The organism is Coleofasciculus sp. G1-WW12-02 (assembly GCF_040219735.1).
Taxonomy (GTDB): Bacteria; Cyanobacteriota; Cyanobacteriia; order Cyanobacteriales; family Coleofasciculaceae; genus Coleofasciculus.
This window is the reverse complement of sequence record NZ_JAVJRX010000045.1, coordinates 106,919-130,591: the sequence shown is the minus strand read 5'-3', so window position 1 is coordinate 130,591 and position 23,673 is coordinate 106,919. Positions and strand designations below refer to the sequence as shown.

Genomic DNA, 23,673 nt, shown 5'->3' with positions numbered 1-23,673 from the left:
TAACCCAATTGTCCAATCGGATGATGACAAGGCTGATTGGGTTAGCTAGGATAAGTTCCCAGCCATCAACAGTACCTTAAAATACTGTACAAACTCACTTCTTATGAGGACTGTACTATGCAAGCGCTTTTTAATCCGGAAACGACATCAAAGGTTAGACTCACCGCTAAATCATCGGTTCGCAAACCTATACTGCAACTGGGTTCGGTGGGAGCGGAGGTTTTAGAACTGCAAAAGCTTCTGGCTCATTGCGGCACCTACACGGGTCCCATGGGGGGGTATTTTGATCGCTCGGTCCATGATGCTGTGATGGAATTTCAGCAAAGTATGTTCCTCAAAGCTGATGGTATTGTCGATTCCCTAACATGGCAAGCCCTTTATCACGGCGCCCCGGTTAATATGCCTGTACTCAATCGAGGTAGCAGACATGATATGGTGATTCCCTTACAGTGGGTGCTGCATCTGACTCAGGATTATTCAGCGCCAATTGATGGTGATTTTGGTGAACAAACAGAACACGCTGTGCGATCGTTCCAGAAACGTCATGGCTTACTGGTAGATGGAGTGGTCGGTGAGCAAACGTGGTATGCTCTGAGTCAGGTTCATTTCCGCTTAAATCATAACTCTTACCAAGATGCTCTAGTGGCAGTGTAGTTCATTGTTTTTGTCTGTCATTTATGCTACAAAATTTCCCCTTTTGTAGAGACGTTGCATGGAACGTCTCTACAGAAATGCCCTTAGGTTAATTGCTTGGTAACCTCATCAGCTAGCTGCTCTATCTTGACGGCAATTTGCTCCCCGGTTTTCATGTTTTTCAGACCGCATTTTTGGTTGGCGGCTTCTTCAGAGCCAATAATTACACAAAGGGGAATTCCCCGTTTATCGGCTTGCTGTAACTGTTTGCCCACAGAACGTTCTTCAAAACTGGTAATTGTACTAATTCCCGCCTGACGCAGTTTCTGAGATACGTCTAAATATAAGGGCATCAAGTCGCTTTGCATATTCACCACCATCACTTGAGCGGGTGTGGAGGAGAAAGACTCCAGAATCCCGGCTTGAATCAGCCGACTCATCAACCGAGTTAAACCGATGGAAATGCCCACTCCTGGCATTTTATCCCCGACAAACATTCCCACAAGTTCTTCATACCGTCCCCCTGAACAAATACTGCCCAAGGCTTCATGACCAACGAGGGTTGTTTCATACACCGTTCCCGTGTAATAGTCTAATCCACGGGCAATTGAGAGGTCAAGGCAAAACACGCGATCGCTCACCCCCAAATTCCGTACCCCTGTAATCACCGTTTCCAGTTCAGCAATGCCCGTTTTCAATACCTGAGCATCGGGTTTATCCTCAAGCATGGCGTTCAATTGCGCCAACACTTCATCCACCGAACCCTGAATCTTAGTAAAGGCAAGAATTTGCTCGACTTGTTCATCGGATAACCCTTCAGCCAAGAGCGCTTTTTTAACCTTAGCTTCGCCAATCTTCTCCCCTGCATCCACAATTCGGATAGAGGGCATAATTTTGCTCTCATCCAAACCAATCGACTCAAAAAACCCACTGAGAACTTTGCGATTGTTAATCCGGATCAAAAAGTCTCCGATATTAATCGCCGTAAAAATCTCGGCAATAATCGCGGGAATTTGGGCATCATAGAGCAAACTAAGTTTATTACGACCCACTACATCAATATCACATTGACGAAATTGGCGATAGCGTCCAGCTTTTGCCCGTTCTCCCCGAAATACAATATCCATCTGATAGCGAGCAAAGGGAAACTGAAGTTCATTCAGGTGACGGGCAATATAAGCGGCTAGGGGAACTGTCTGATCAAACTTTAATGCTCTCTCCTCTGAACCACTTTCTCCCGCTTGTTCTTTTTCTGCTTGGCGATTCGGGGGCAAAATGGGTTGTAGCCCGTAAATAATATTATCTCCTTGATTTCCTTTGGCTTGCAGCACTTCCAACCGCTCAACTGCAGGGGTTTCGATTGGTGTGAATCCATACCGCTCAAACACCTGGCGGATGGTATCTATCAAATACATCTCCAGACGCTTTTCACCTGGGAGAAATTCGGGAAAACCACTCGGACAAGAAAAATTTATTTTGTCAGTTTTTGTCATTTGTCAGGGAACAGAGAACAGGGAACAGGGGAAGCGGGGGTGTAGGGGCGGGTTTTATCGATAAAATGAGAGCGACAAACCGATAACTTGACTAAACCCGCCCTTCTAGGGGAGCAAGGAATAGGGAAGAGGGAAATAAAATCCCTAATTCCTAATCGTTAGGTAATGGATGCTGAAGAGATGGTTGGTATCTATCCACACCTGTTGAGCCTCGAATCCAGCATAAGTTGCCATATCCTGGAACTCTTCAACGCTGTATTTATAAGAGTTTTCTGTATGAATCGTTTCATCTTGACGAAAGTGAAACGGTGTCCTATCTATGATCACAGTTTGTTCCTTGAGACTGACTAAATGCATCTCAATGCGGCTTTTATCTGGATTATAAAAAGCCCAGTGGCGAAAGTGCGATAAATCAAAATTAGCGTTTAGCTCCTGATTAATCCGCTCCAATAGGTGTAGATTAAATTCAGCCGTGACTCCCTCGGCATCATTATAGGCGGCGTTTAAAATAGTTGGGTCTTTTTTGAGATCAACACCAATTAACATACCATCGCCTTTATCCAGAAGACGACGCGACTGTTTGAGCAGATGGAGCGCCTCAGGGGGATGAAGATTGCCAATCGTGGAACCCGGAAAGAAAATTAGCTTATGATTGACGGGTTTTTTGCTATAGGGTGGCAGTTGAAAATCCTGGGTATAATCCGCACAAACAGCAATCACATCCAAGTCAGGATAGGATTGTGCTAGTTCGGCTGACGCTTGCAGCATGTGTTCTTGGGAGATATCGATGGGCATATAGCCGGCTAGGTGCGGCAAGGCATCCAACAGAAGGCGGACTTTGGCACTACTGCCACTACCATACTCGATCAGCAAGCAATCTTGACCCACAAGTTGTCCAATATCCCAGCAATAGGTTTTTAACAGATGAATTTCCGTGCGGGTGGGATAGTATTCCTCCAACTCACAGATGTGATCAAACAGTTCCGAACCCCGTTTATCATAAAAGAACTTGGGCGCGATCGCTTTTTGGGGTTGAGCCAAACCCTGGAATATTTCTTCGCGCAAGCTGCTCAGGTGCGGCTTGTAATCGTAAAACTCTAGATTATCCATCCACCCAATCGTTCAATCTGCTAGCCACCCTGAAGGGTGGATTCCTCTCCTATCATCTACTGCCAATGATCCTTTTTGCAAGTGAGGGTGAGTGAGCAAATGCCGGTGAAGTCCAAACATTTAGCCCACTAGGCGGCAAAAGCTGCTGCACGTTTACATTCCCCATCCCTCATCTGCCAAAAAATTCTCGCACTCAGTTAGGGGGGATTTAGGGACATCCGGGTGAAACCCGCCCCAACAATCGGAAAACCTGAAAACGGTTTCAATTTTCATCCTTTGTCCCTGATTCTTTTACTTTTTCTTGCCGCTAAACAATCCTCCAAACAAACCACCGCCACTCGATTGATCTTTCGACTTGCTGCCTGAACCTGTTTTCTGGGTTAATTTGTCGATATATTGCTTTCCTTTCAAGGCGTTTTCTTCCTGGGGATTCAATTGCAAGGCTTTGTTAATATGAACCTTAGCCATGGATACTTGATTTTGCTTTAAGTAAGCTAACCCCAATAAGCCATGACTTTTACTATTGGTTTGCTCTAATTTGAGAGCTTCTCGTAATTCTAAAACAGCGCCCGCAAAATTGTTTTTCTTCATATAGCTGTCGGCGCGGCTGAGATAGGAATCAACTTTTGAGACTTCCTGAGTCCCACCCCCCTTCGTTGATGCACCACTAGTCGCTGCGCCAGCCGTCGTTTTCTTCACCGCCGCGCCAGTTCCCGCCGTTTTAGAAATGGCTGTTCCTGAAGAGGTTTTGCTGATGCCGGATTTAGATGTTTTTCCTTTGAGCATCAAGTAAACTAAATTGAGTTCACTGATTTCGCCAATTCTGTCCACTACTTTATCAAGAGATTCGTATTGCTTGGAGGCTAGAGATTTCAATGAATTCCGATAAACAGCATCGACATTTGCACCAGCTCTTGCCAATTCTTTTGCCGTGTCGCTAGAAATCGAAATTTTGCCCCCTTCTGCGGCTAGACGCTTGCCCATGTGTCCTAGACTGACTTTATAGTCACGACTGCCACGAAACAGTTGTTCTTTGGCAGGATTGACGAGTTTTGTTAACAGTTCATTGGCTTGCTGTTTTTCCGCATCCGTTTTGAATTTGCTGCTGTCAGGATGGAGACGGCGAGTTACTTTGAGATACTGCTTCCGGACTGTCTTCTCATCCGCATCGACGGGAACGCCTAAAATGGCATAATAATCCGTGAAATCATACTTAAAAAGTCCGCGTTCAATTTCAAAAGCCATAGGGTGCTGTCCAATTGCTGTGACGAAAGAATAGTGTTATAGTCTGTCTCAGAGATGAAAGTCCCCCTTGACATCCTCATAGCTATTGTAGAAAATATGGTTCCCAAGATAGGGGTAAACTGACGGTTGGGCAGGACTGTCTCAGAAGGCTCCCAGTCTCCAAGGCTCCAAGACTCTAAGGCAGTATGGTTTATGGTATCTGCTTTTTCGTCTATTGTTAATGGGTGGGTATTTGAAGCCAAGCGGCACTACAATCTTTGATCCGTCTCGAGGAAGTGTCACGTCCAACTCGACAAGGGTGGTGTCTGTAACAGTTCCTGACTGAGTTGGTTGTGAATTTGACCATTGGTGGCGAGAATTCGTCCAGATTTTAGGACGAGGGGGCTACCATCATAAGCTGTGACTGTACCACCTGCTTCTTGCACTAATACTACACCAGCTGTAATATCCCAGGGTGAAATTCCCCGTTCCCAATACCCATCTAAGCGTCCATAAGCCACTTCTGCCAAATCGAGAGAGGCTGAACCACTGCGGCGAACGCCTTGGGTGAGGTGAGTTAGGTGACAAAACTCGGCATAGTTGTTGTCTGGGGTTTCGTGGCGGTCATAGGCAAAGCCAGTTACTAGTAAGCTTTGATGGAGATTAGAGGTGCCAGACACTTGAATCGGACGGCGGTTGCAAGTTGCTCCCAATCCTTTAGCCGCCCGAAATAGTTCATTGTGAAAGGGATTATAGATAACTCCCACTTGCGGTATTCCGTTAACGAGCAGTCCCACAGATGTAGCGGCAATGGGGTACTGATGAGCATAATTGGTGGTGCCGTCGAGGGGATCAATTGCCCAAAGATATTCACTCTTCTGGTCTCCCCTTTGACCCGATTCTTCTGCCAAAATAGCATGATGGGGAAGATGACGCCCTAAGACTTTTACAATGGCGGCTTCTGCTTCTTTATCAGCGACTGTGACTAAATCACCCGGACGCCCTTTCTCTTCTACCCCATCTAGTTTACCCCAGTAAGTTTGCAAGATTGCCCCGGCTGTCATCGCGGCTTCTGTGGCGATGTCGAGAAAGATTTGCAGTTGATCGGATGTGGGTTGACTCATGGTTGTGGCTGGTTATGAGAGGTTTGAGTTTTTCAGGGAAGTATAAAAGCTCAAGTCAGAATTGAGCTTACTATATTCTTACAGGATAGCGATGGTTTCATCCCCTGGTTAAAACGCAGGGGATGAAACCGATCTCGGCGTTCAGCAAAGCGACTTTAGTCGCGAGTCTGATTTGTCCTGAACAAGCCCCACCAATAGTGTAGTATAGTGTTAGAAAACATTGCAGGAGGTCGAGCAACTGTTTACCTTAATTTACGAGTTCAAACTAAAACCAACTAGCGCTCAGATAGCTACTTTTGAAGAGTGGCTAGAGCAATGCCGTAGGGTATACAACTACGCTTTAACTGAGCGCAAAGATTGGGTTAAATCTCGCAAATGTAGGGGTTACGCCTGCTCGATTAAACACGAGTACATCATTCCAGCCGATGCGCCGTCACCGACCTACAGCAGCCAATGCAAAAACTTAACGGTTGCCCGTAAGAGTATCCCTGAACTCGCCTCAGTACACTCACAAGTGCTACAGCAAACCCTAAAGCGGCTACAGCTAGCATTTGAGGGGATGTGGAAGAATGGGAGAGGCTTTCCTCGGTACAAGAAAGCGGGTCGGATGAGGTCATTCGTCTTTCCTACGCCATCGGAACAACCCATTCAAGGGAATCGAATTAAACTACCTAAGATTGGGCTGGTTAAATTCAACCAATCCCGCCCAATTCCCGATGATGCGACGATTAAACAGGCGCGTATTGTGAGACGGGCATCCGGTTGGTATGTACAACTCATCCTGCAATGGAAAGTAAATGTACCTGAAATCAGTCCGACTGGTACATCATTAGGAATAGATGTAGGCTTAATGCACTTTGCCGCCGTGTCTAATGGGCGAACGTTTCCAAATCCCAGACCGTTTAAGCGACTAGAAAGCAAGCTGAAATCGCTGCAAAAAAAGGTGGCTAATAAACGGTTTGGGTCAAACAATCGAGCTAAAGCACTTCTCAAAGTAGCCCGACTACATGAGCGGATAGCCAATACCCGTAAAAACTACCATTGGGAGCTAGCCCATAACCTCTGTGATTGGGCAGACATTGTGTTTGCTGAACAGCTCAACCTCAAGGCACTAGGTAAAGGCTTCTTGGCTAAACATTGCCTAGATGCGGGGTGGGGTCAATTCCTAGATATCCTCTCCCAATGCTGTTTCAAGCGCGGCGTGTACTTCCAGAAGATACCCGCATCTGGAACGAGTCAAACTTGTCCTAAATGCCTGAAGGAAACGGGCAAGAAAAAGCTCTCCCAACGGGTACACAAGTGTCAGCATTGCGGGTATACCCAAGACCGCGATATAGCAGCCGCTCAGGTAGTCGAGATTAGAGGACTGGAAGCCGTGGGACACACGGTGGGTAAGCTTTCTGAGGGTAAAGGCTCCGTCCTGGAAGACGTTAAACTCTGCCTCCCTGTGAAGAAAGAATCCCCCGCGTTTTAACCGGGGGAGTGTCAATGTTCATGGCATTCCGGTTGCGGTTAGAAAATAGGCTTGATTCAAAGGCTTATCACTATCATCTCGTCCAGAAGCCTTTGCTTGTCAGAGTTTAATGTTGACACCAAAATCCGCTAACATGACAAACGAGTGACTCAAACCTATTGATGCCTAAGACTGTGAAACGAGTAGGGGTAATTGGTGGCGGACAACTGGCTTGGATGATGGGAGATGGGGCTAAATCATTGGGATTGGATTTAGTCATTCAAACACCCCATCCTACTGATCCAGCCGTTAGTGTCGCCTCCGATACCATCTTTGCCCCGATTGATGACGCCGCCGCGACGGCTAAGTTAGCCGCCGATTGTGATGTGATCACTTTTGAGAATGAATTTATTAATTTAGATGGGTTGTTCCCCTTGGCAAACCAAGGTGTCTGTTTTCGCCCCCGCCTAGAGGCTTTAGCCCCCCTACTGGATAAGTATCACCAACGCTGCTATTTACGCGACATTGGTTTACCCCAACCGGCTTTTAACTTACTACAGACACCCCTCAACCCAGATAGGATGGATTTTCCTGTCGTTCTCAAAGCGCGACGCCACGGCTATGATGGTCAAGGCACGTTTATTTTTAAGGAGAGAGAGAGTTTTCAGGAACTCCGTTCAAAACTTGGTGATACACCCCTCCTCGTCGAGGAATTTGTACCCTTTGAACGAGAATTAGCTGTAATCGCTGCTCGTTCTTTAAGCGGTGAGGTAGTGGTTTACCCCGTTGTTGAAACCCAGCAGGAAAAGCAAGTGTGCCGTCGGGCGATCATTCCCGCCCCGATTAGCACAGAGACAGAAAAAGAAATTGACGCGATCGCACGTACCTTACTCAATAGTCTACAAGCCGTGGGCGTGTTTGGGATTGAACTGTTTCTCACCGCCAATAATCAGGTATTTGTCAACGAAGTCTCCCCCCGTACCCACAATTCTGGGCATTTTAGTTTAGATGCTTGTGAAACTTCGCAGTTTGAAATGCATTTACGGGCAGTCGCTGGATTAGAATTGACGAAACCGACACTTAGGTGTAATAGAGCCGTCATGATTAACCTATTAGGTTACGAATATTCCCAGAACGACTATCTCGAAAAACGGCAAAAACTAGCCCGTCAGCCCCAAACATATCTGCATTGGTATGGGAAAAAACAATCGCGCCCAGGGCGCAAACTCGGACATGTCACAGTCCTGTTGGATTCTAACCCACACAAGACCCCGCAGGCGATCGCACAATCCATAGAAACCCTGTGGTACAGTTAAAGACTATCAAATAAGATAGTTTCTACCCAACACACTTGCTAGTCGGTCATGGCGCGTGAATTTTTAAGGGAAGTAGGGGCGGGTTTTAAGGATAACAATGCCCAACAAAACCCATAACTTGACTAAACCCGCCCTTAGTGAGTTTTGAGGGGGAAAAATCTTGAACAAATAAAAAAGGACGAATGACTAAGGAAAAATCACTCTAATTGTAGCAACATATTTAAAACAAAGTCACTTTGAGCTTTAGCCATAACCTGAATCATGGCTTTAAAATCCGAATTTCGTTGGCGATACTTAGTAATTAATTCCTCTGACTGAACTCTAGTACCAAACTTTTCTTGATAATCTGCCTCAATGCATTGAAGTTCCTGTTTATAACACTGTTTAAAGGATTGCTCAATTTTTGCCTTATCCTGCTCTGGCAGAACATTGAGGTGGATGACTACAGTGCCTCGATGCTTCGTTTCAATGGATTGAATAGAGACAGGAAAATCACCCTGTTCTTTCTCCAATTTTTGAAAAGCAACCAAAAATGCTTGCCAATCAATCCCGTTGCGAAAGATTAACTCAACCGTTTCTAGAGTTGTTTGGAAAAGCTTGGCAAACTCACCCGGTTCAAATCTGCCACTATGAGGACGGCGTTCTTGCAGTACATATCGTTTATTCTTAGGAGAATATCTGGATTTAAGATAAACGTAGTCGCAGATAACTCCAATCAAGTTAGTTTTACTATCAATATTCCAGTCTTCTAAGCAGACTCCTGTGAATATTGCTCTCTCAAAGTTTGTACCTAAAGCTTGGGTTCTAATCAACCGTGCTTCCGATAAATCAGCGCCGCAAAGAAAAGCATTCCTCAAATCGGCACCTGTAAAATCAGCTTTTGTGAGATTGGCATCCGTCAAGTCAGCATCAAGCAAATCTGTGCCAAAGAGGTTAGCACCTTGAATATTAGCCCCTCGGAGGTTAAATCCACTCAGATCCAATAAATTTAGGTTGGCACCCTCCAGCATGGGAGTAACATCAGGATGTTTCTGTCGCCAACTGTTCCAGTGGAATAACCCCAGTTTGACAAGATAGGAGTGGGGTTCGCTGTAAACCATCTGCCAATAACCCCGAACATCATGGTTTGCGATCGATGACACTCATCAGTTTAGCCTAGAGTGTCTAGAACAGCGTATAATTAGGCACGAACACTGACCATCTTCAGGGCGCACGCCAGGTGTACCTACAGAAGATGGCGAATACTAGACAGTGGACATCTGGAAATAAATCGTTAGAATAGAAGGACAGGTTCCACTGGAACGTTGGTGACTGCCAATAGTGTTTTTTGATCTTTGTCCGTATAGCAAAGGGAATCGAGAGACCTTGTGGCAGTAGACCGGGCATGAACCCGGAAACTTAAAACGAGCGTCCACGATGCCCACCTGGTTTTCCAGGTCATAAGCTGAGGCAAGACGGCGTTTCGGTGAACCTGCAATAATTCGCAAAAATTTCCCCCTGTCTTAAGTGACTGGGGGATTTTGCGTGGTAACCGAATTAGACAAAACAGGGAACAGATCACGGTCGAATCTCTGATTGACCGTGAGATGAATCGCCGATAAGCTAAAGCAATGGATGAGGGGATGGCAAATTTGGGGTATCGACCTGTCGCCATTGATTTATTTGCAGGAGTTGGTGGGTTTTCCCTGGGGATCGAACAGGCGGGGTTGGATGTGGCGATCGCAGTGGAAAAAGACCCGATTCACGCGGCTGTCTATGGGTTTAACTTTCCCCAGACTCATGTCTTGTGCGCTGATGTATCTGACTTGACGGGAACACATATCCAGCAAGCCTTGCGGGATTGGTGCGATCGCCAAAGGAGTCCTGTTCTAGTTAGCGATCGCGACAGGATTGACATTGACTTGGTATTTGGTGGACCTCCCTGTCAGGGATTTTCAGTGATGGGGAAACGTCAGGTTTGTGACAAGCGTAACCTTTTAGTCTTTGAATTCTGTCGCTTGGTCAAAGAACTCCAGCCTCGTTATTTTGTTATGGAAAATGTTCCGGGTTTAGGTCTGAAAAAATACCAAAACCTACTGAATCAGTTGCAGTGCGAGTTTAAAGCAGCCGGGTATGAGATAATTCAACCGATACAGGTACTAAGCGCGGTTAATTTCGGTGTACCCCAGCAGCGACAACGGTTATTTGTCTTGGGGAATCAGGTGGGAGTTAAACCCTTAACCTATCCTCAACCTCAATTGCAATCACCCTCTTTTTTCTGTACGGTTCGGGATGCGATCGCGGATTTACCCAATTTAGATGATTTTACCGAACTTCAAACCTCAGACTCGGTAGAACTGACACTCCCCCAGTTACAATTACTTCAAGCATTAGCCATGCCTTACGTGGAAAAGCTACGAGGTATAATCAGCGATCCTTTTAATTTTGCTTATCCCCGCCAATGGAATCCGTTCCTCTTAACCAGTTCCAAGCGAACGCGACACAATCTAGCCTCGATTGAACGGTTTAATCAAACACCACCCGGTCAATTAGAATCCATTAGTCGCCTACAACGCCTAGACTGGGACAAACCCTGCTACACCTTACGCGCAGGTACCGGACCCGAACACGGTAGCTATACCTCCCCCCGTCCCATTCATCCTAAATATCCACGGGTCATTTCAGTACGAGAAGCCGCACGTTTACATTCGTTTCCGGACTGGTTCCGCTTTCATGCTACGAAATGGCATGGATTTCGACAGGTGGGAAATGCTGTACCGCCACGACTCGGACGAGTCTTAGGTCATCAAGTTATCGCCGCCTTGGGAGTTGAACCCTCGCCGCCAACGTCAACCCTTACCCTAAAAGACCCGTACCTCTTAGAATTAGGACAGGTCAAAGCATCTGAGTATTGGAAATAAAAGAAAAAAGAAAAGAGAAGGGAATTTTAGTGGGTTAGGATATTGAAAGTTTACATACTTATTCCCATCCTTTTGTGATTTATATCACTTGATGAGGACAAGTTTCTCATAAGCTTTCCTGAGAACTCATCACTTGGCTAATAAAACACTTATCACAATTTATGTCGAGTCCGAATCACTGACAATGCGCTAATTTGATCACGTTCGAGAATTGATAAGTTCTGTAATATATTTTAAGGAGAGATACACCACGTTGCTAAAGACCCAATGAAATCTGCTCAAGTTTGTTTTCCCAAATTTCCTGTCCGGCAAATTGCCAATCGCATTATTGATATGCGCCAAATTAGCCGAATTGACCAACAACTGTTCATGTCAGCACTTTTATCGAAGCAGTCACTTTCTAGGGAAGAGCAAAACCTAGTTGAACAGATTTATGAAGGTTTAAATCGGGGATGGATTCGAGTCGTTGAATAGAATACATTATAATTTATGACTTATACTTTATGAATAAGGGCGAGTTTTGTTTAGAGCTTATCAGTAAGTATAAAAATTAAACGGCTTATGCCCACCCCTACAATTGACCTTTCGCAACGCTTTTCGGGCAGGCTTATTACTTACCTTAAATCTCTAGATTCTACCGCTACCAATTTTTGGCAAAACTCCGTTTGCCCACAATTCATCAGAAATTTTAATTTGTTTGTCTTCTGGAACTCTTTGATTATATTGCTCTAATAATGCTGTAATGAGTTGAATATACTCTTTCAGTAAATCCCGAATTTCTTGTCGGGCTAATAAATTATAAGAATTAGAGGTGTTATTATTTACGCTAAACTGGCGAATGACGGGCGCATTGAAGACAATCCACAGAAATGGAGAATTGATCATTTCTTCCATCAATTCAATAAGTTCAGGTTGTAAAAATAAACAATATTTTTCCATGGTGCGGTTTAAGGAATCCTTAAACTGCGAGCATTCCCGTAATAAATATTCAGACCAATCTGCTTCAATTGCACCCAATACAGGGGCTGGCTTGGAAAAATCAAGAAACGCTAATTCTTCAAAAAATGTATGGTCAAATAAGTCAGCTACTGTTTGATACGTTTTATCTGGTTTTTCGGCAATAGCCGCCTTAAACATATTGAAAAACAAATAAAAGTGACGTTGAAGTGGTCTCCTGAGCTGTAGGAATGCCACAGATTCTAGTTTCCTTCGTTGATTTTCTTGATCGATAGCCATGACTCGATCAATTGAAAAGACAACGATGATAATGCCAGTAATTTCTGAGGCAATATCTAAGGAAAAGGATTTAAGCCAAGGATATTGACCCGAACTGATGAAATAAACAAAAAAGCAGCAGCCCAATAAGACAGGAAGTAATACATAAGGGGTTTTTAAAGAACTTCTCATCTTATCGCCTGCTATTTTGCTTGAGCATCCGGATCATCGGTAAAATACAGTAATCTATTGCAAGAAACCTTCTGCTGCTAATAATCCTACCGAAAAAAGTACTGTAGCCATTAGCGACAAAACCATCATCATTCCCGAAGGCATAAAGGCGCGGGTGCGGAAAAGACGAATAACAAAGACAATAAATAACAGCAGGGAAATTATTGTGGCTAGTCCCAGTCCCATAATTGGGATCACCCGACAAAGCCACCAAGCGACCAACAGTCCCAGACCACTACTGATACCCGAAATTAGAGATTTTTGGCTTTTGGCTTTTACATATCCAATTATGCCACCCACCAAGACAAGTAAGGCGTAGATTAAAACAAATCCGGTAATAATTGGCAATAAGTTGTTCATGTTAGGAAAAATTTTGTGGATTTAAAGATTGGCTATAATGGATTATACTCTCTTTAGTCGCACAAAAACGACTGCCCTTTACGGCAGCCCAATCCCCCGCCACCCGTCTTGATTAAACGGGGGAATAGCTTTCCCATGACTCTCTTAGGATGTTACAGGAATCGGTTTAGATAGAAGAATCCTAAGAGTGATCGTTGTGATGGGATTGCCTATGCCAACTCATAGTGTCGGTCATGTTATCTTCTAGTTCCATGCGTTGTTCCATGCGACGCAGAAAATAGCCCGTCATCATCGCCGAAGCCAGCAATCCAGCTAAATTTTCGCGATCTGTGGTAATTTGGACATTGAAACTCTCAGAAGGAAGCATACCCACCAGTCCCTGGACGTTCTGGGAAATGATTTGCTGAATTTCCGGGCTGGCAGATTTGGCAACCTGGGACAGCACATCTGGGGATTGGTGTTGTAGATAGTTCAGTAATTGGTTGGATGCGTCATCTTCAGGGGGAGAATTGAGGAAGTCAGAGTTAAATACCATTAGAATCAAAAGACGTGACTTACTTGTTTCTACTCTAAACGATTGTGCTGGCTACCGACTTGGTGCTTTGGTGCAACAGCCCTAGTTCTTAAGGAAGAAATTCAGGCGTAAGGATGAGAATGAGATGAGGTGGTGCTTAGGATTGAGAGGGTGTCTGTAGGGACGGTAGGAGGTTATCAAGTTCAAAGTGTTGATGAAATTTATTCGTAACTTGCAACCAGTAAGAACGACCATCACTTTGTCGGCGTCTGCTGACAAATCCCAGGGAAATCAGTTCCTGAACATGTTGATAAGCACCACTACCGCGTAAGTCGATCAGCTGAGTTTGAGCAATAGGTTGTTTGAGTGCGATCGCGGCTAGGGTTCTCAATGCTCCTAGACCTAATTCAGCAGGCACTAGACTTTGCATTAACGTAGCAAATGAAGCTCGTAACTGCAAGCTGTAACCCTTTGGTGTCTCGACGACTTCTAGGGCGCTGTCTCGATAGGCATAGTCTGACATCAGTTCAATTAAAGCATCTTCTGCCGCAACGCGATCGCACCCTGCACACTCAGCAATTTCCGCCAGGGACAAGGGTTTGCCCTTTAAGTATAGAATTGCTTCAATTTGGGTCGCTAGACGAGGCATTGGGGACGTTTTGAGTGTTGAATGTGTAGGGGTGGGTTTAGGGAATTCGCTCAAGCTGTTGACGATAACTTTGGTTCAAAACCCGCCCTTACCGAGTTTTGATCCTTCGCTTCCCTAGTCGGACATGGCGCGTGAGTGATTGGGGATTAGGGATTGGGTGTGAAACTGTAATCCTATTTCTCTGCATATCTATGCAAGTAAGGAGAAAAACGTAATTTGACATCTTCTGTCAACCTTATTGCTAAGTAAAGTTTGCCTCGACAATGTTAGACGGGCTTTTTACGAATTCAGCACTACAGCTATAAACCTGTTCACTGATTACTTAACTGAATTCGACAGAGCATCATGCTGGCGTTCATATCAAGGTGTCGTGACCCGTCTAACGTAGACAGCGATGAGTCTTAGTCTGCACGTTCCGACTATGTACAGATATGCCTAACTATGCATAGTTCTGTATAGGTTTTTCGGAACGGAAGTACCGATACGCTCCTTAATCGAGTTGTCGTCCCGTCAATTCCACAAAGATATCTTCTAAATTCGAGGGACGAACCATCATACCTGTTTTATCCGGTAAGCTGTCAAGGTAGGCATTGGCATCGTCTAGAGTGGGAAAGAATTTATACTCAAAGCGATCGCCGATTTGTTTCATCAGCAACCCTTCACCATGGTTAGCTTTGAGTTGTTGCAGGGTTCCCAGTTCAATTAGCTTACCACAGTCCATAATACCGATGCGTCCTGGCTGACTTGCCCCATACTGATCACACAACACCTCCACCTCGTCCATGTAATGAGTCGTTAGCAGCATTGTCATCCCTTGGCGGTTTAAATCCCGAATAATTTCCCACAGGCGGCGACGGGTTTGGGGATCAAGTCCCACCGTGGGTTCATCTAAAAATAGAATTTTGGGTTGGTGGAGTAGCGCCCTGGCGATTTGCAGGCGACGCTTCATCCCACCAGATAGGGTTTTCACTGGCGAATCCCGCCGTTGGGATAATTCTACATACTCTAACCACTGGTTAATCAGGGTTTGCCGTCGGGGATTAGGAATGTGGTGCAAGCGTCCGTGGAGTTCCATATTTTCCCAGACGGTTAGGTCGTTGTCAACGCTGGTTTGTTGCAACACGACGCCGATATTTTGCTTTACCTCAGCCGATTGACGCACCACATCATAACCCGCAATCTCAATTTGCCCTTCGGTGGGTCGGGTTAGGGTGGTTAACATACGAATTGTTGTCGATTTCCCCGCCCCGTTGGGACCGAGTAGACCGAATATCTCTCCCGATTCGATAGTGAAGGAGAGGTCCTTAACTACAGGGACTTTATCGTAGGTTTTGTTGACCTGTTGGACACAAACAGCAGGGGGCATCGTGTCTAAATTTATAAGAGAACAATTTTATATTTTAGTCATTTGTCATCTCCCTCTTCCTGATCTATCTTCCTCAACTCTCTTGGCGTTTAGGCGTGTCAGGGATTAAGAATGGGAAAGGAGTGTGAGGAAAAACCGACAAATGTATCAAATTTGGCAGAAATTGCTGCGGATAAGTCCTGCGATCGCGTTTTGGCTAGTGTGGGCTGGAACCCTTACGGCACAAGAGATAGAGGTACACAGGTGTGGGATCGTGGGAGAGTTTTGTTTCTTTGGAGAAACCTTAGAGAGAAAAGAAATATCACAGAATGAGTTGAGTGATCCCACCGAGAAACGTTTAGACCAAATTAATCAGTACAGCGATAATAATAGTTTGGGTCAAGTAACGAATGTTTCCCAGTTGCGGGATGTACAACCCAGTGATTGGGCGTATACAGCCTTGCGATCACTGATCGAACGATATGGCATACTCACAGGGTATCCTGATCGCACGTTCCAGGGCAATCGAGCTATGACTCGCTATGAGTTCGCCGCCGGATTACGTCAGGCTTTGGATCAGATACAATTACTAATTGCCAGAGGACGCGATGTTCCTCCAACAGACTTGGTGACACTGGAACAGTTAACCAATGAATTTGTCTTAGAACTCTCCCTGCTAAGAGCAGATGTAGACGCCCTAACCGCCCGGACTCGGGAACTGGAACTGACGCAATTTTCGACGACAACCCAACTGGATGGGGAAGTGATTATTGGGGCGGCGGAGATTGTCAGTGAGGATGATCATGTAACCACATTGGGACATCGTACCCGCTTAAATTTAGAAACCAGTTTTACAGGTCAAGATGTACTAATAACCCGACTGCAAGCCGAAGGGTTAAGGAGTCTGGAACGTCGTACAGGTACCCCAGAAGGTGAATTAGCCTTTACTGGGGCTAGCGATAGTGACCTAGAGATTGATGCCCTATTGTACCGTTTCCCCATCGGGAATCAGACGCAAGTCGTTATCGCGGCGAATGCTGGAGATGCTGATGACTTTACCAATACGATTAATCCTTATCTAGATGGGGATGGTGCTAGTGGGGCGGTGTCTCGTTTTGCCACTCGTGCGCCCATTTATTATTTAGTCAGGGGGGCGGGTTTGGGGGTAAGACATGCAGTGAGTGACACCTTAGAAGTCAGCTTAGGGTATTTAGCTGGGAATGGGGGAAATCCGCAACCCGGTAACGGTTTATTTGATGGGGCTTATGGCGCATTAGCCCAAGTCAAGTATGAGCCGAGCGATCGCGCCACGATTGGCTTGACTTATGTTAATGCTTACAATCAAGACTGGCAAGTCGGGAGTCAAGATACTAATTTAGTCAGTCAATTAGACTTGCCCGTGGTCACAAATTCCTTTGGTATCGCCGCTTCAGTACAAATTAATCCACGATTTGTTGTCGGGGGATGGGCAGGTTATACCACAGCCGAGGTGATTAATGAAGGGGATGCTAATCTTTGGTATTGGGCGGTAACATTAGCCTTACCCGATTTAGGCAAAACAGGCAATCTAGCGGGGTTTATCGTCGGGATGGAACCCAAAGTCACCAACAGGAGCGATAGCCTGAAGAATTTGGGCATTGATGATCCGAGTACATCCCTACATCTAGAGGCATTCTACCAGTATCAATTAACCGATAATATTACAATTACACCAGGGATAATTTGGCTCACTGCACCTGATCATAATAGCGATAATGATGATACATTCATTGGCACAATACGAAGCACATTACGATTTTAACAACTAAGCAAGATCCCCTACTTTTTGAATAAGTCGGGGAGCTGTTTTTGTACCTCACTTACACGCCATCGCGCTGTAACTCTGTTCGACTGGTAGGGAATCACTGTCCTTGCAGGGCAGTGAGATAAAATAGAGGAATAGATTTTACGGTTACATTGAGAACCCTCCTTTGCGCCCCTAAAGTTTCCTGTCCGACTACTTATGCACTACTCGCCTTTATTTGTATTACTATCCTTATCACTATCGTTCCCGCTACTTTCCCTGTCCCCGGCAAATGCCCAAGAGACAACAGAACAACCTAGGTTTGCCCAAGGATTTTGGCGTCCCGCCGAACAACTGGTGCAAGAACAACTGAATTTGATTAATCGGATTGAGGGGGCATTCTACAGTCCTAATGTATATCAAGTAGAAGCGACGCGATCGCAACTGTTCTTACATCTAGGCAAAGTGGAACGCTTCTTGAAGAGTCAGTATCAAATTCCCCAGTTTCTCTGTAATAACGGAACCCCCGATCCCGATTTTCCTGCACCGTTAACCTTACCCCAGCGACAGGTGTATTGCAATCTTTATGCGTCTACCCAAAAGCTGAAACCAATGGTTGATCTGTTGGATATACGGTTACCGATGCTAGCTGGGGTAGCTGCACCCAGTCTCTTACCCGATGAACAACGCCTAGGATTGCGGCTGAATTTAGCCACGCCACTGCGTCCGAGATTTTCGCCTGTACCTGACTTTCCAAAACCGGAACCACCTGTGTTGGGTATGCCCACAAAGCGCCCGACTACAGAGGATCAGGAACCGCCTCTACAACCTGCGATCGCGCCTCCAGAAGCTATTACCCGAACCATGCAAGCCGCACGGGAACAACTACTACCCACATTACCCGCATTTCCTGACTCTGCTCGTATAATTGACCCCGGTGTCTACTCAGTCATTCCAACTCAGAGTACTTTGGGTCTTTTGCCTTTAGAACCACAGCGATATGCCGAATTTCTTGCCCAACCCAACACCGGGATTGCTCGTATCTTTCTCGCCGAAAGCTATCAACCTGATCCCAATAAGCTGCAAAACCGCCTGATATCTCCCCTCCCCCAACCCTTTCCCTTAACTGCTGGGGTAGAACCGACTACGGATTACGTTCCTAGCTTGGCGCTGGAGATTGAAAATGGAAACTTTACCATTCCATTGCAGGGGCTGGATTATGGTTTTATCGTAAATTTAGGCGACGTTTCTTTAGCACAACTCGACGCCAACCTAAAAACGATTCCCACCCTGACACCCGAACAACGGGATTTATTCCTGAATTATCGTCCGCCTAATGCAGTAGAAGCCTTACAAATAGATCAAAGGCGCTTTTACACGGGTAAGGATGGTATCGGGTTTGTCCCGCCTTTAAGTCCACCTGCGGCTACAGGTTCAGAGGTTGCGCTAAATAATACCTATTTAGTCAGATTAATCCAATTCCAGTTACCTGAAGCCGTACTTAAAAGAGAACCAATTTCCCGAGCGCAGCGTCGCTATTTACCAGAAATTCTCAATACACCGAGCAGCGATGTTATTGTTGCTTTTCAACCCGTTCACCAGCGTTTAGATGGGAGTTATACCGTACTGTGGCGTCTACTTTATCAGTTTCCTGATCCCCAGATTGAAAATTTAGCCGAATACGTTGATTTAGAGTAGACGTTACTGTTATTCAGGAGATATAGCAACCGCTAAGACGGTTAGGACACATCATTTATGTAGAGACGTTGCATGCAACGTCTCTACAACAGTTCAGAAAGTCCTAATCGATGTGTCTACTGCTATATTAGAGCAAAAAACCACATAACATCAGCTTGTCTGGTTATATGGTTCAATTAAACTACTGATCAGTTATATTGACTTATTAATTGAGTTAGTACCAAACAGTATTTAACTCAAGACCTACTCTCCTCTAAAATCTAGAGTTTAGCAATACATATATTTACCAACTCTTCAAACAATCTGAACATCTGATTAAAACAAGCTTTTAAGCCAACGCCCTTGGTCAAGGGCATACTTTTGAATTCCAAGGGAACTGTACTATGCTGCCTTTTTGGGTGGTAGAACAACTTTCTTTGCTAAACCTACTCCTTGGAGTATTTGAATTGCCCACCACGTCATATCTATTTCCCACCATTTACGTCCAGCCGGAGCAACATTGGGTTGAGCATGATGATTGTTGTGCCAACCTTCTCCGTAGGTTAAAATAGCTGCCCACCAGAGATTGCGAGAACCATCACTAACTTCATAAGTCTGATAACCGCGCAGGTGAGTGGCAGAATTAATTAACCAGGTGCTGTGCCACAGGACGACAGCTCGCACAAAGACACCCCAGAATACAAATTGCCATCCCCCTACTAGGTAAAGCAATAGACCCAGAGGAATTTGTAGCGCTAAGAAATAGCGATCTAACCAGCGATAATAGGGTTCTCTGGCAATATCAGGAGCAAATTTTTGATAAACTTGGGAATCAAAAAATTCGGGTTTGTGATAGAACAGCCAAAGCATGTGACTCCACCAAAACCCATATCGTGCTGAGTAAGGGTCTTTGTTTGCATCATCAGGGTGAGCATGGTGCTGACGGTGTCCTGCTACCCAGAAAATTGGTCCCCCCTGGAGAGCTAAAGCCCCAATGGTGGTAAGGATATATTCTAACCACTTAGGCACTTGAAAACTCCGATGAGTCAAAAGTCGGTGATAGGATAAGCAGATGCCAATACTGCCAAAGAGCCAGTGGAGAAGTATCATTATTCCCAAGGCTGACCATGAAAAAAACCAAGGCGCCAGCAGTGCCAAAGCGTGAATCGTGCCAAAAAATAGCAGACTGGGCCAATGAAAGGGTAGATTAACGCGACTTTGAGGAAGCGCTGAGATGGAGGTATTAGTCATTGAGTATCGTTACAGTAGGAATTGAGGTGCAAGTGTTACTTACACTTCTATCATCAGTTTAACGATTTATCCATCAAAATGCAAGTGTTACTTACATTACTAAACTATGTCTCGTACCAGTTCTACAACACGAGCGCGTTTGATTCAAGCAGCGCTGGAGTTGTTTACCGTTCAGGGGGTTACCGAGACGACCACACGTCAGATTGCTGAATTAGCCCAGGTTAATGAAGTCACGCTGTTCCGTCACTTTGGTAACAAACAAGGATTGCTCTTAGCCGTGATCGAAGACTCTGGGGTGTTTACCCGTCTGGGTGAATCCCTCAGAGCCCAAGTTGATCAGACAACGACGTTTGAGCAGGCGTTGACCAACTATGGACGCGATCGCCTTCAGGTTCTCACGCAAATGCCCGAATTACTGCGCTCTGTGGTTGGGGAGTCAGGAAAATACACCGTTGAGCATCGTCAGGCGTTAGGAGAAGGCGTTACTCAAGCCAACCTGGACTTTGCTGATTATCTTACCACCGTGATTCAACGCGATCGCTTACATTTGCGTTTATCAGCGGAAAAATTAGCCAGTTTGGTTAATGGGATGTTATTTGGGTATTTGGTGATTGAACTAACCAGCGAGTTCCACAGGCTTTGGCAGAATCAGGAGGATTTTTTGCAAAGTTTGGTCGAACTCATATTACACGGAGCGTTTGCCGACGCAGAGCCAGAGAGACAGGGGGAGGGGGAGGGGGAGGGGGAGCCGGAAAGCGGGAGCAAAGGGGAGACATTGCGCCAGCTTGTACCCGATTCTTCCCCGAACTTGCCCTCTCCAGCCATCTCCTCTGAGACGGTAGCCGATTTACCCCCATCCTTAGTTAATGCCATTTTGCAACAAGCGAAAAAAAGCGGATTCCGGGATTATGCTCTCGCATATACTCTCTTTGGTGCGGGGTTGCGGATAGAAGAAATTATTGCCTTAGAGCGATCGCACCAAATTAGTGACGCCCACAGACACTTGTTGCAAGTGACTCAAGGTAACGTGCGTCAAGTCCCTGTGAATCAGTGGATTATGGGCAAGCGCTATGGTTCTTACACCCGCAATCCCTTAAACCAATGGCTCAAAAATCGTAAAGATGATCGCTCACCCTTGTTTGTCAATGAAGCCTTGGAACGGATGTCTGTGCCAGAATTAAGATCCGCATGGCGTGACTTTACCTCTGGCTTGGAAACGCCATCTCCCTCAATTGAGCAAGCGCGACAGACATGGTGTGTGGAAATGCTAATGAGAGGGATGAATGTGGAGGATTTAAGTATTTTAAGCGGTTTGGATGTGAAACAATTAGAGCCTTATGTTGGTAGGGCAAGGGAAAAAACGGCGTTGGATCGGGCGATTCGTTTAGATCAAAAGCCTTAATTAGTCAGCTTTTTTACCCGTCGAGCCAGTATTCCTTGTACTTGATGACATGGTATTCAACCGAACTTGATATAACTCCTAAGCTGGAACTTCAATTTGCTGATTTCCCGCCAACCCAAATGCCTGGTGAATGGCTTGTAATGCTGTCACCCCTTGCTCTTTATTCACTACACAACTAATCCTTATTTCCGAAGTAGTAATCATTTGAATATTAATTTTGTGCTGAGAAAGAGCAGCAAACATCTGTGCAGCTACACCGGGTTGTCCAATCATTCCTGCACCAACAATACTGACTTTAGCAATATCGGCATCAAGGAGAACCTCTCCGTACCCTAAAATAGGGGCTGCTTCTTGGAGAATTTTCTGGGCATTTTCCGCCTCAGCTTGAGCGACGGTGAAAGCAATATCGCGTGTGGGAATTCCATCAATCACTCGACAGCGCTGAGATTGAATAATCATATCCACGCTGATTGCTTGCTCAGCTAAAATACTAAATATCCGAGCTGCCATACCCGGACGATCAGGAACATAGCGAATCGCTAAACGGGCTTGATTTTGGTCAAGGGCAACACCTCGGACGGGGTTTGAATGTAGAGACGTTGCATGCAACGTCTCTACATTCTCAGAAATCGGTAGACGGGCGGGGGAACTCTTAATATTAAACGTGTCACACAAAACAGCGATCGCTTGATGGCAATCAGCCGCATCAATCACACAGCTTACTTTCACCTCGGAGGTAGAAATCATCTGAATATTGATTCCCGCATTTGCCAGGGTGGTGAACATTTGAGCCGCAATACCGGGGTGTCCAATCATTCCAGCCCCCGCGATCGCAATTTTGGCGATATTCGATTCCACTAAGACTTCCGCCTCATCCACACGGGGATTGGTGGGGCTGCACAAAGCGGGTGCAATGGCTTCAGCGACGGCTTCAGCCCGTTTGAGAATACCCTTACTCACACTAAAAGCGATATCATTCGTATTCCCCTCGTGAATCGACTGGATAATTAAATCCACATCTAAATCTTGACCCGCAATCTCACCAAACAATTGTGCCGCGACACCGGGATGATCCGGAACCCGCAGCATTGCCACTTTTGCCTGATCGGTATCAAATTCTACAGCATCGACCGAGCGAGCTATTTCTAAATCATCTAAAGAACGGGGTTGTGGCGTGGGAGAAATCACCTTTGTTCCCGGAGCATCAGTCCAACTGGATAGCACAACCAAGGGTACACCGTAATTCCGAGCAATTTCCACCGCACGCGGATGCAGTACCTTTGCCCCTAAGCTTGCCAATTCCAGCATCTCATCGCAGGTAATCTCGTCCATGAGTTGGGCATCGGAGACTAAGCGCGGATCAGCCGTTAAAATACCAGGGACATCCGTGTAAATCTCACACCGAGCCGCTCCTAATGATGCGGCTAACGCGACGGCTGAGGTATCTGATCCCCCGCGTCCCAAGGTGGTAATTTCTAAGTCATTCAGACTACTGATCCCTTGAAACCCCGCTACCACAACGACTTTACCTTCGTCTAGATGTCGAGAAATTCGTTCGGTGTGGATACTAAAGATACGGGCGCGGCTATATTGGGCTTCCGTGACAATGCCCACTTGTGCGCCAGTCAGAGAAATCGCGGGTTGTCCTAATTCCTGCAACGCCATCGCTAGCAGCGCGATGGAGACTTGTTCGCCGGTGGAGAGTAACATATCCATTTCCCGACGGCTGGGATTGGCTGAAATTTCGTGAGCCAGTTTAACTAACCCATCAGTCGTTTTACCCATCGCTGACACGACGACGACTAACGAGTTACCCGCTTGAACTGTTTTTAAGAGTCGTTGGGCAACGGTTTGAATCCGCTCAACTGAGCCAACCGAGGTTCCACCATATTTTTGGACAACCAGCACCATAGATGTTACTCCTACACCTTTTCTCGAAGCCTTTGTTGTCAACCCTTGAGGCGTGAATTTGAGCCAGGTCGCTAAAAGGCAT

Annotated in this window: 20 protein-coding genes and 1 other RNA gene; 9 read left to right on the top strand and 12 right to left on the bottom strand. The window is 45.8% G+C overall.

Features of this window, described 5'->3' with window-relative positions; translation table 11 throughout:
• The first annotated feature begins 117 nt into the window (after positions 1–117).
• On the top strand, positions 118–654 hold the full coding sequence (locus RID09_RS08070; protein WP_446335430.1) for a peptidoglycan-binding domain-containing protein: 537 nt from the start codon (positions 118–120) through the stop codon (positions 652–654).
• An 83-nt stretch (positions 655–737) separates the two neighbouring features.
• Here the strand turns inward: RID09_RS08070 and hisS are convergent, their stop codons facing one another.
• The 4 genes from hisS to RID09_RS08050 form a co-directional block, all read right to left on the bottom strand.
• Positions 738–2,126 (bottom strand): histidine--tRNA ligase, encoded by a 1,389-nt coding sequence (gene hisS, locus RID09_RS08065; protein ID WP_446335429.1) that lies wholly within the window; start codon positions 2,124–2,126, stop codon positions 738–740.
• Positions 2,127–2,270: 144 nt separating this feature from the next.
• Complete coding sequence (gene egtD, locus RID09_RS08060) at positions 2,271–3,236, bottom strand: L-histidine N(alpha)-methyltransferase (protein ID WP_446335428.1); 966 nt, start codon at positions 3,234–3,236, stop codon at positions 2,271–2,273.
• Between the two features lie 291 nt (positions 3,237–3,527).
• On the bottom strand, positions 3,528–4,481 hold the full coding sequence (locus RID09_RS08055; RefSeq protein WP_446335427.1) for a J domain-containing protein: 954 nt from the start codon (positions 4,479–4,481) through the stop codon (positions 3,528–3,530).
• A 278-nt stretch (positions 4,482–4,759) separates the two neighbouring features.
• Positions 4,760–5,584, bottom strand: coding sequence for an inositol monophosphatase family protein (locus RID09_RS08050; protein WP_446335426.1), 825 nt, complete (start codon positions 5,582–5,584; stop codon positions 4,760–4,762).
• A gap of 238 nt (positions 5,585–5,822) precedes the next feature.
• On the opposite strand from RID09_RS08050, the gene RID09_RS08045 reads away from it, so the two are divergent.
• Together RID09_RS08045 and RID09_RS08040 are read left to right on the top strand one after the other, a co-directional pair.
• Positions 5,823–7,058, top strand: a complete 1,236-nt coding sequence (locus tag RID09_RS08045) for an RNA-guided endonuclease InsQ/TnpB family protein (protein ID WP_446335439.1) — start codon at positions 5,823–5,825, stop codon at positions 7,056–7,058.
• 161 nt (positions 7,059–7,219) lie between these two features.
• Positions 7,220–8,353, top strand: a complete 1,134-nt coding sequence (locus tag RID09_RS08040) for a 5-(carboxyamino)imidazole ribonucleotide synthase (protein ID WP_446335425.1) — start codon at positions 7,220–7,222, stop codon at positions 8,351–8,353.
• A 197-nt stretch (positions 8,354–8,550) separates the two neighbouring features.
• Here RID09_RS08040 and RID09_RS08035 read toward each other — a convergent pair whose 3' ends face one another.
• Positions 8,551–9,495, bottom strand: a complete 945-nt coding sequence (locus RID09_RS08035; RefSeq protein ID WP_446335424.1) for a pentapeptide repeat-containing protein — start codon at positions 9,493–9,495, stop codon at positions 8,551–8,553.
• A gap of 148 nt (positions 9,496–9,643) precedes the next feature.
• Here RID09_RS08035 and ssrS point away from each other — a divergent pair.
• The 3 genes from ssrS to RID09_RS08020 all read left to right on the top strand — a co-directional run bounded on the left by ssrS (position 9,644) and on the right by RID09_RS08020 (position 11,727).
• Positions 9,644–9,826, top strand: a non-coding RNA gene (gene ssrS / locus RID09_RS08030) — 6S RNA.
• 149 nt (positions 9,827–9,975) lie between these two features.
• On the top strand, positions 9,976–11,253 hold the full coding sequence (locus tag RID09_RS08025; RefSeq protein WP_446335423.1) for a DNA cytosine methyltransferase: 1,278 nt from the start codon (positions 9,976–9,978) through the stop codon (positions 11,251–11,253).
• Positions 11,254–11,520: 267 nt separating this feature from the next.
• On the top strand, positions 11,521–11,727 hold the full coding sequence (locus tag RID09_RS08020) for a hypothetical protein (RefSeq protein ID WP_446335422.1): 207 nt from the start codon (positions 11,521–11,523) through the stop codon (positions 11,725–11,727).
• Positions 11,728–11,880: 153 nt separating this feature from the next.
• Here the strand turns inward: RID09_RS08020 and RID09_RS08015 are convergent, their stop codons facing one another.
• From RID09_RS08015 to RID09_RS07995, 5 genes are all read right to left on the bottom strand, one after another.
• Positions 11,881–12,660 carry a hypothetical protein gene (locus RID09_RS08015; RefSeq protein WP_446335421.1) on the bottom strand — a complete coding sequence of 260 codons (780 nt, stop codon included), beginning with the start codon at positions 12,658–12,660 and terminating at the stop codon, positions 11,881–11,883.
• Between the two features lie 54 nt (positions 12,661–12,714).
• Complete coding sequence (locus RID09_RS08010) at positions 12,715–13,059, bottom strand: TMEM14 family protein (protein ID WP_446335420.1); 345 nt, start codon at positions 13,057–13,059, stop codon at positions 12,715–12,717.
• 181 nt (positions 13,060–13,240) lie between these two features.
• Positions 13,241–13,594, bottom strand: coding sequence for a DUF760 domain-containing protein (locus RID09_RS08005; protein WP_446335419.1), 354 nt, complete (start codon positions 13,592–13,594; stop codon positions 13,241–13,243).
• A 136-nt stretch (positions 13,595–13,730) separates the two neighbouring features.
• A complete protein-coding gene (gene scpB / locus RID09_RS08000) occupies positions 13,731–14,222 on the bottom strand; it encodes an SMC-Scp complex subunit ScpB (protein WP_446335418.1) in 492 nt (163 codons plus the stop codon).
• Between the two features lie 490 nt (positions 14,223–14,712).
• Complete coding sequence (locus RID09_RS07995; protein ID WP_446335417.1) at positions 14,713–15,588, bottom strand: ABC transporter ATP-binding protein; 876 nt, start codon at positions 15,586–15,588, stop codon at positions 14,713–14,715.
• Between the two features lie 142 nt (positions 15,589–15,730).
• Here RID09_RS07995 and RID09_RS07990 point away from each other — a divergent pair, with 142 nt between their 5' ends.
• Positions 15,731–17,368 (top strand): iron uptake porin, encoded by a 1,638-nt coding sequence (locus RID09_RS07990; RefSeq protein ID WP_446335416.1) that lies wholly within the window; start codon positions 15,731–15,733, stop codon positions 17,366–17,368.
• A 201-nt stretch (positions 17,369–17,569) separates the two neighbouring features.
• On the top strand, positions 17,570–19,048 hold the full coding sequence (locus tag RID09_RS07985) for a hypothetical protein (protein WP_446335415.1): 1,479 nt from the start codon (positions 17,570–17,572) through the stop codon (positions 19,046–19,048).
• A 381-nt stretch (positions 19,049–19,429) separates the two neighbouring features.
• On the opposite strand, the gene RID09_RS07980 is transcribed toward RID09_RS07985, so the two are convergent.
• The gene (locus RID09_RS07980; RefSeq protein ID WP_446335414.1) at positions 19,430–20,278 is read right to left on the bottom strand and encodes an acyl-CoA desaturase; all 849 of its coding nucleotides are present in this window, start codon (positions 20,276–20,278) and stop codon (positions 19,430–19,432) included.
• A 106-nt stretch (positions 20,279–20,384) separates the two neighbouring features.
• Between RID09_RS07980 and RID09_RS07975 the strand changes: the two genes are divergently transcribed.
• On the top strand, positions 20,385–21,680 hold the full coding sequence (locus RID09_RS07975) for a TetR family transcriptional regulator (protein WP_446335413.1): 1,296 nt from the start codon (positions 20,385–20,387) through the stop codon (positions 21,678–21,680).
• Positions 21,681–21,758: 78 nt separating this feature from the next.
• Here the strand turns inward: RID09_RS07975 and RID09_RS07970 are convergent, their stop codons facing one another.
• A complete protein-coding gene (locus RID09_RS07970; RefSeq protein ID WP_446335412.1) occupies positions 21,759–23,591 on the bottom strand; it encodes an aspartate kinase in 1,833 nt (610 codons plus the stop codon).
• Positions 23,592–23,673 lie beyond the last annotated feature (82 nt).

What these genes read in the sequence shown, in the direction of transcription:
- RID09_RS07975 (WP_446335413.1), top strand. Translation starts at nt 20,385, where the DNA reads ATGTCTCGTACCAGTTCTACAACACGAGCGCGTTTGATTCAAGCAGCG.
- RID09_RS07980 (WP_446335414.1), bottom strand. Translation starts at nt 20,278, where the DNA reads ATGACTAATACCTCCATCTCAGCGCTTCCTCAAAGTCGCGTTAATCTA.
- RID09_RS08040 (WP_446335425.1), top strand. Translation starts at nt 7,220, where the DNA reads ATGCCTAAGACTGTGAAACGAGTAGGGGTAATTGGTGGCGGACAACTG.
- egtD (WP_446335428.1), bottom strand. Translation starts at nt 3,236, where the DNA reads ATGGATAATCTAGAGTTTTACGATTACAAGCCGCACCTGAGCAGCTTG.
- RID09_RS08050 (WP_446335426.1), bottom strand. Translation starts at nt 5,584, where the DNA reads ATGAGTCAACCCACATCCGATCAACTGCAAATCTTTCTCGACATCGCC.
- RID09_RS08015 (WP_446335421.1), bottom strand. Translation starts at nt 12,660, where the DNA reads ATGAGAAGTTCTTTAAAAACCCCTTATGTATTACTTCCTGTCTTATTG.
- RID09_RS08005 (WP_446335419.1), bottom strand. Translation starts at nt 13,594, where the DNA reads ATGGTATTTAACTCTGACTTCCTCAATTCTCCCCCTGAAGATGACGCA.
- RID09_RS07970 (WP_446335412.1), bottom strand. Translation starts at nt 23,591, where the DNA reads ATGGTGCTGGTTGTCCAAAAATATGGTGGAACCTCGGTTGGCTCAGTT.
- scpB (WP_446335418.1), bottom strand. Translation starts at nt 14,222, where the DNA reads ATGCCTCGTCTAGCGACCCAAATTGAAGCAATTCTATACTTAAAGGGC.
- RID09_RS08020 (WP_446335422.1), top strand. Translation starts at nt 11,521, where the DNA reads ATGAAATCTGCTCAAGTTTGTTTTCCCAAATTTCCTGTCCGGCAAATT.
- RID09_RS07995 (WP_446335417.1), bottom strand. Translation starts at nt 15,588, where the DNA reads ATGCCCCCTGCTGTTTGTGTCCAACAGGTCAACAAAACCTACGATAAA.
- RID09_RS07990 (WP_446335416.1), top strand. Translation starts at nt 15,731, where the DNA reads ATGTATCAAATTTGGCAGAAATTGCTGCGGATAAGTCCTGCGATCGCG.
- RID09_RS08010 (WP_446335420.1), bottom strand. Translation starts at nt 13,059, where the DNA reads ATGAACAACTTATTGCCAATTATTACCGGATTTGTTTTAATCTACGCC.
- hisS (WP_446335429.1), bottom strand. Translation starts at nt 2,126, where the DNA reads ATGACAAAAACTGACAAAATAAATTTTTCTTGTCCGAGTGGTTTTCCC.
- RID09_RS07985 (WP_446335415.1), top strand. Translation starts at nt 17,570, where the DNA reads ATGCACTACTCGCCTTTATTTGTATTACTATCCTTATCACTATCGTTC.
- RID09_RS08025 (WP_446335423.1), top strand. Translation starts at nt 9,976, where the DNA reads ATGGCAAATTTGGGGTATCGACCTGTCGCCATTGATTTATTTGCAGGA.
- RID09_RS08070 (WP_446335430.1), top strand. Translation starts at nt 118, where the DNA reads ATGCAAGCGCTTTTTAATCCGGAAACGACATCAAAGGTTAGACTCACC.
- RID09_RS08055 (WP_446335427.1), bottom strand. Translation starts at nt 4,481, where the DNA reads ATGGCTTTTGAAATTGAACGCGGACTTTTTAAGTATGATTTCACGGAT.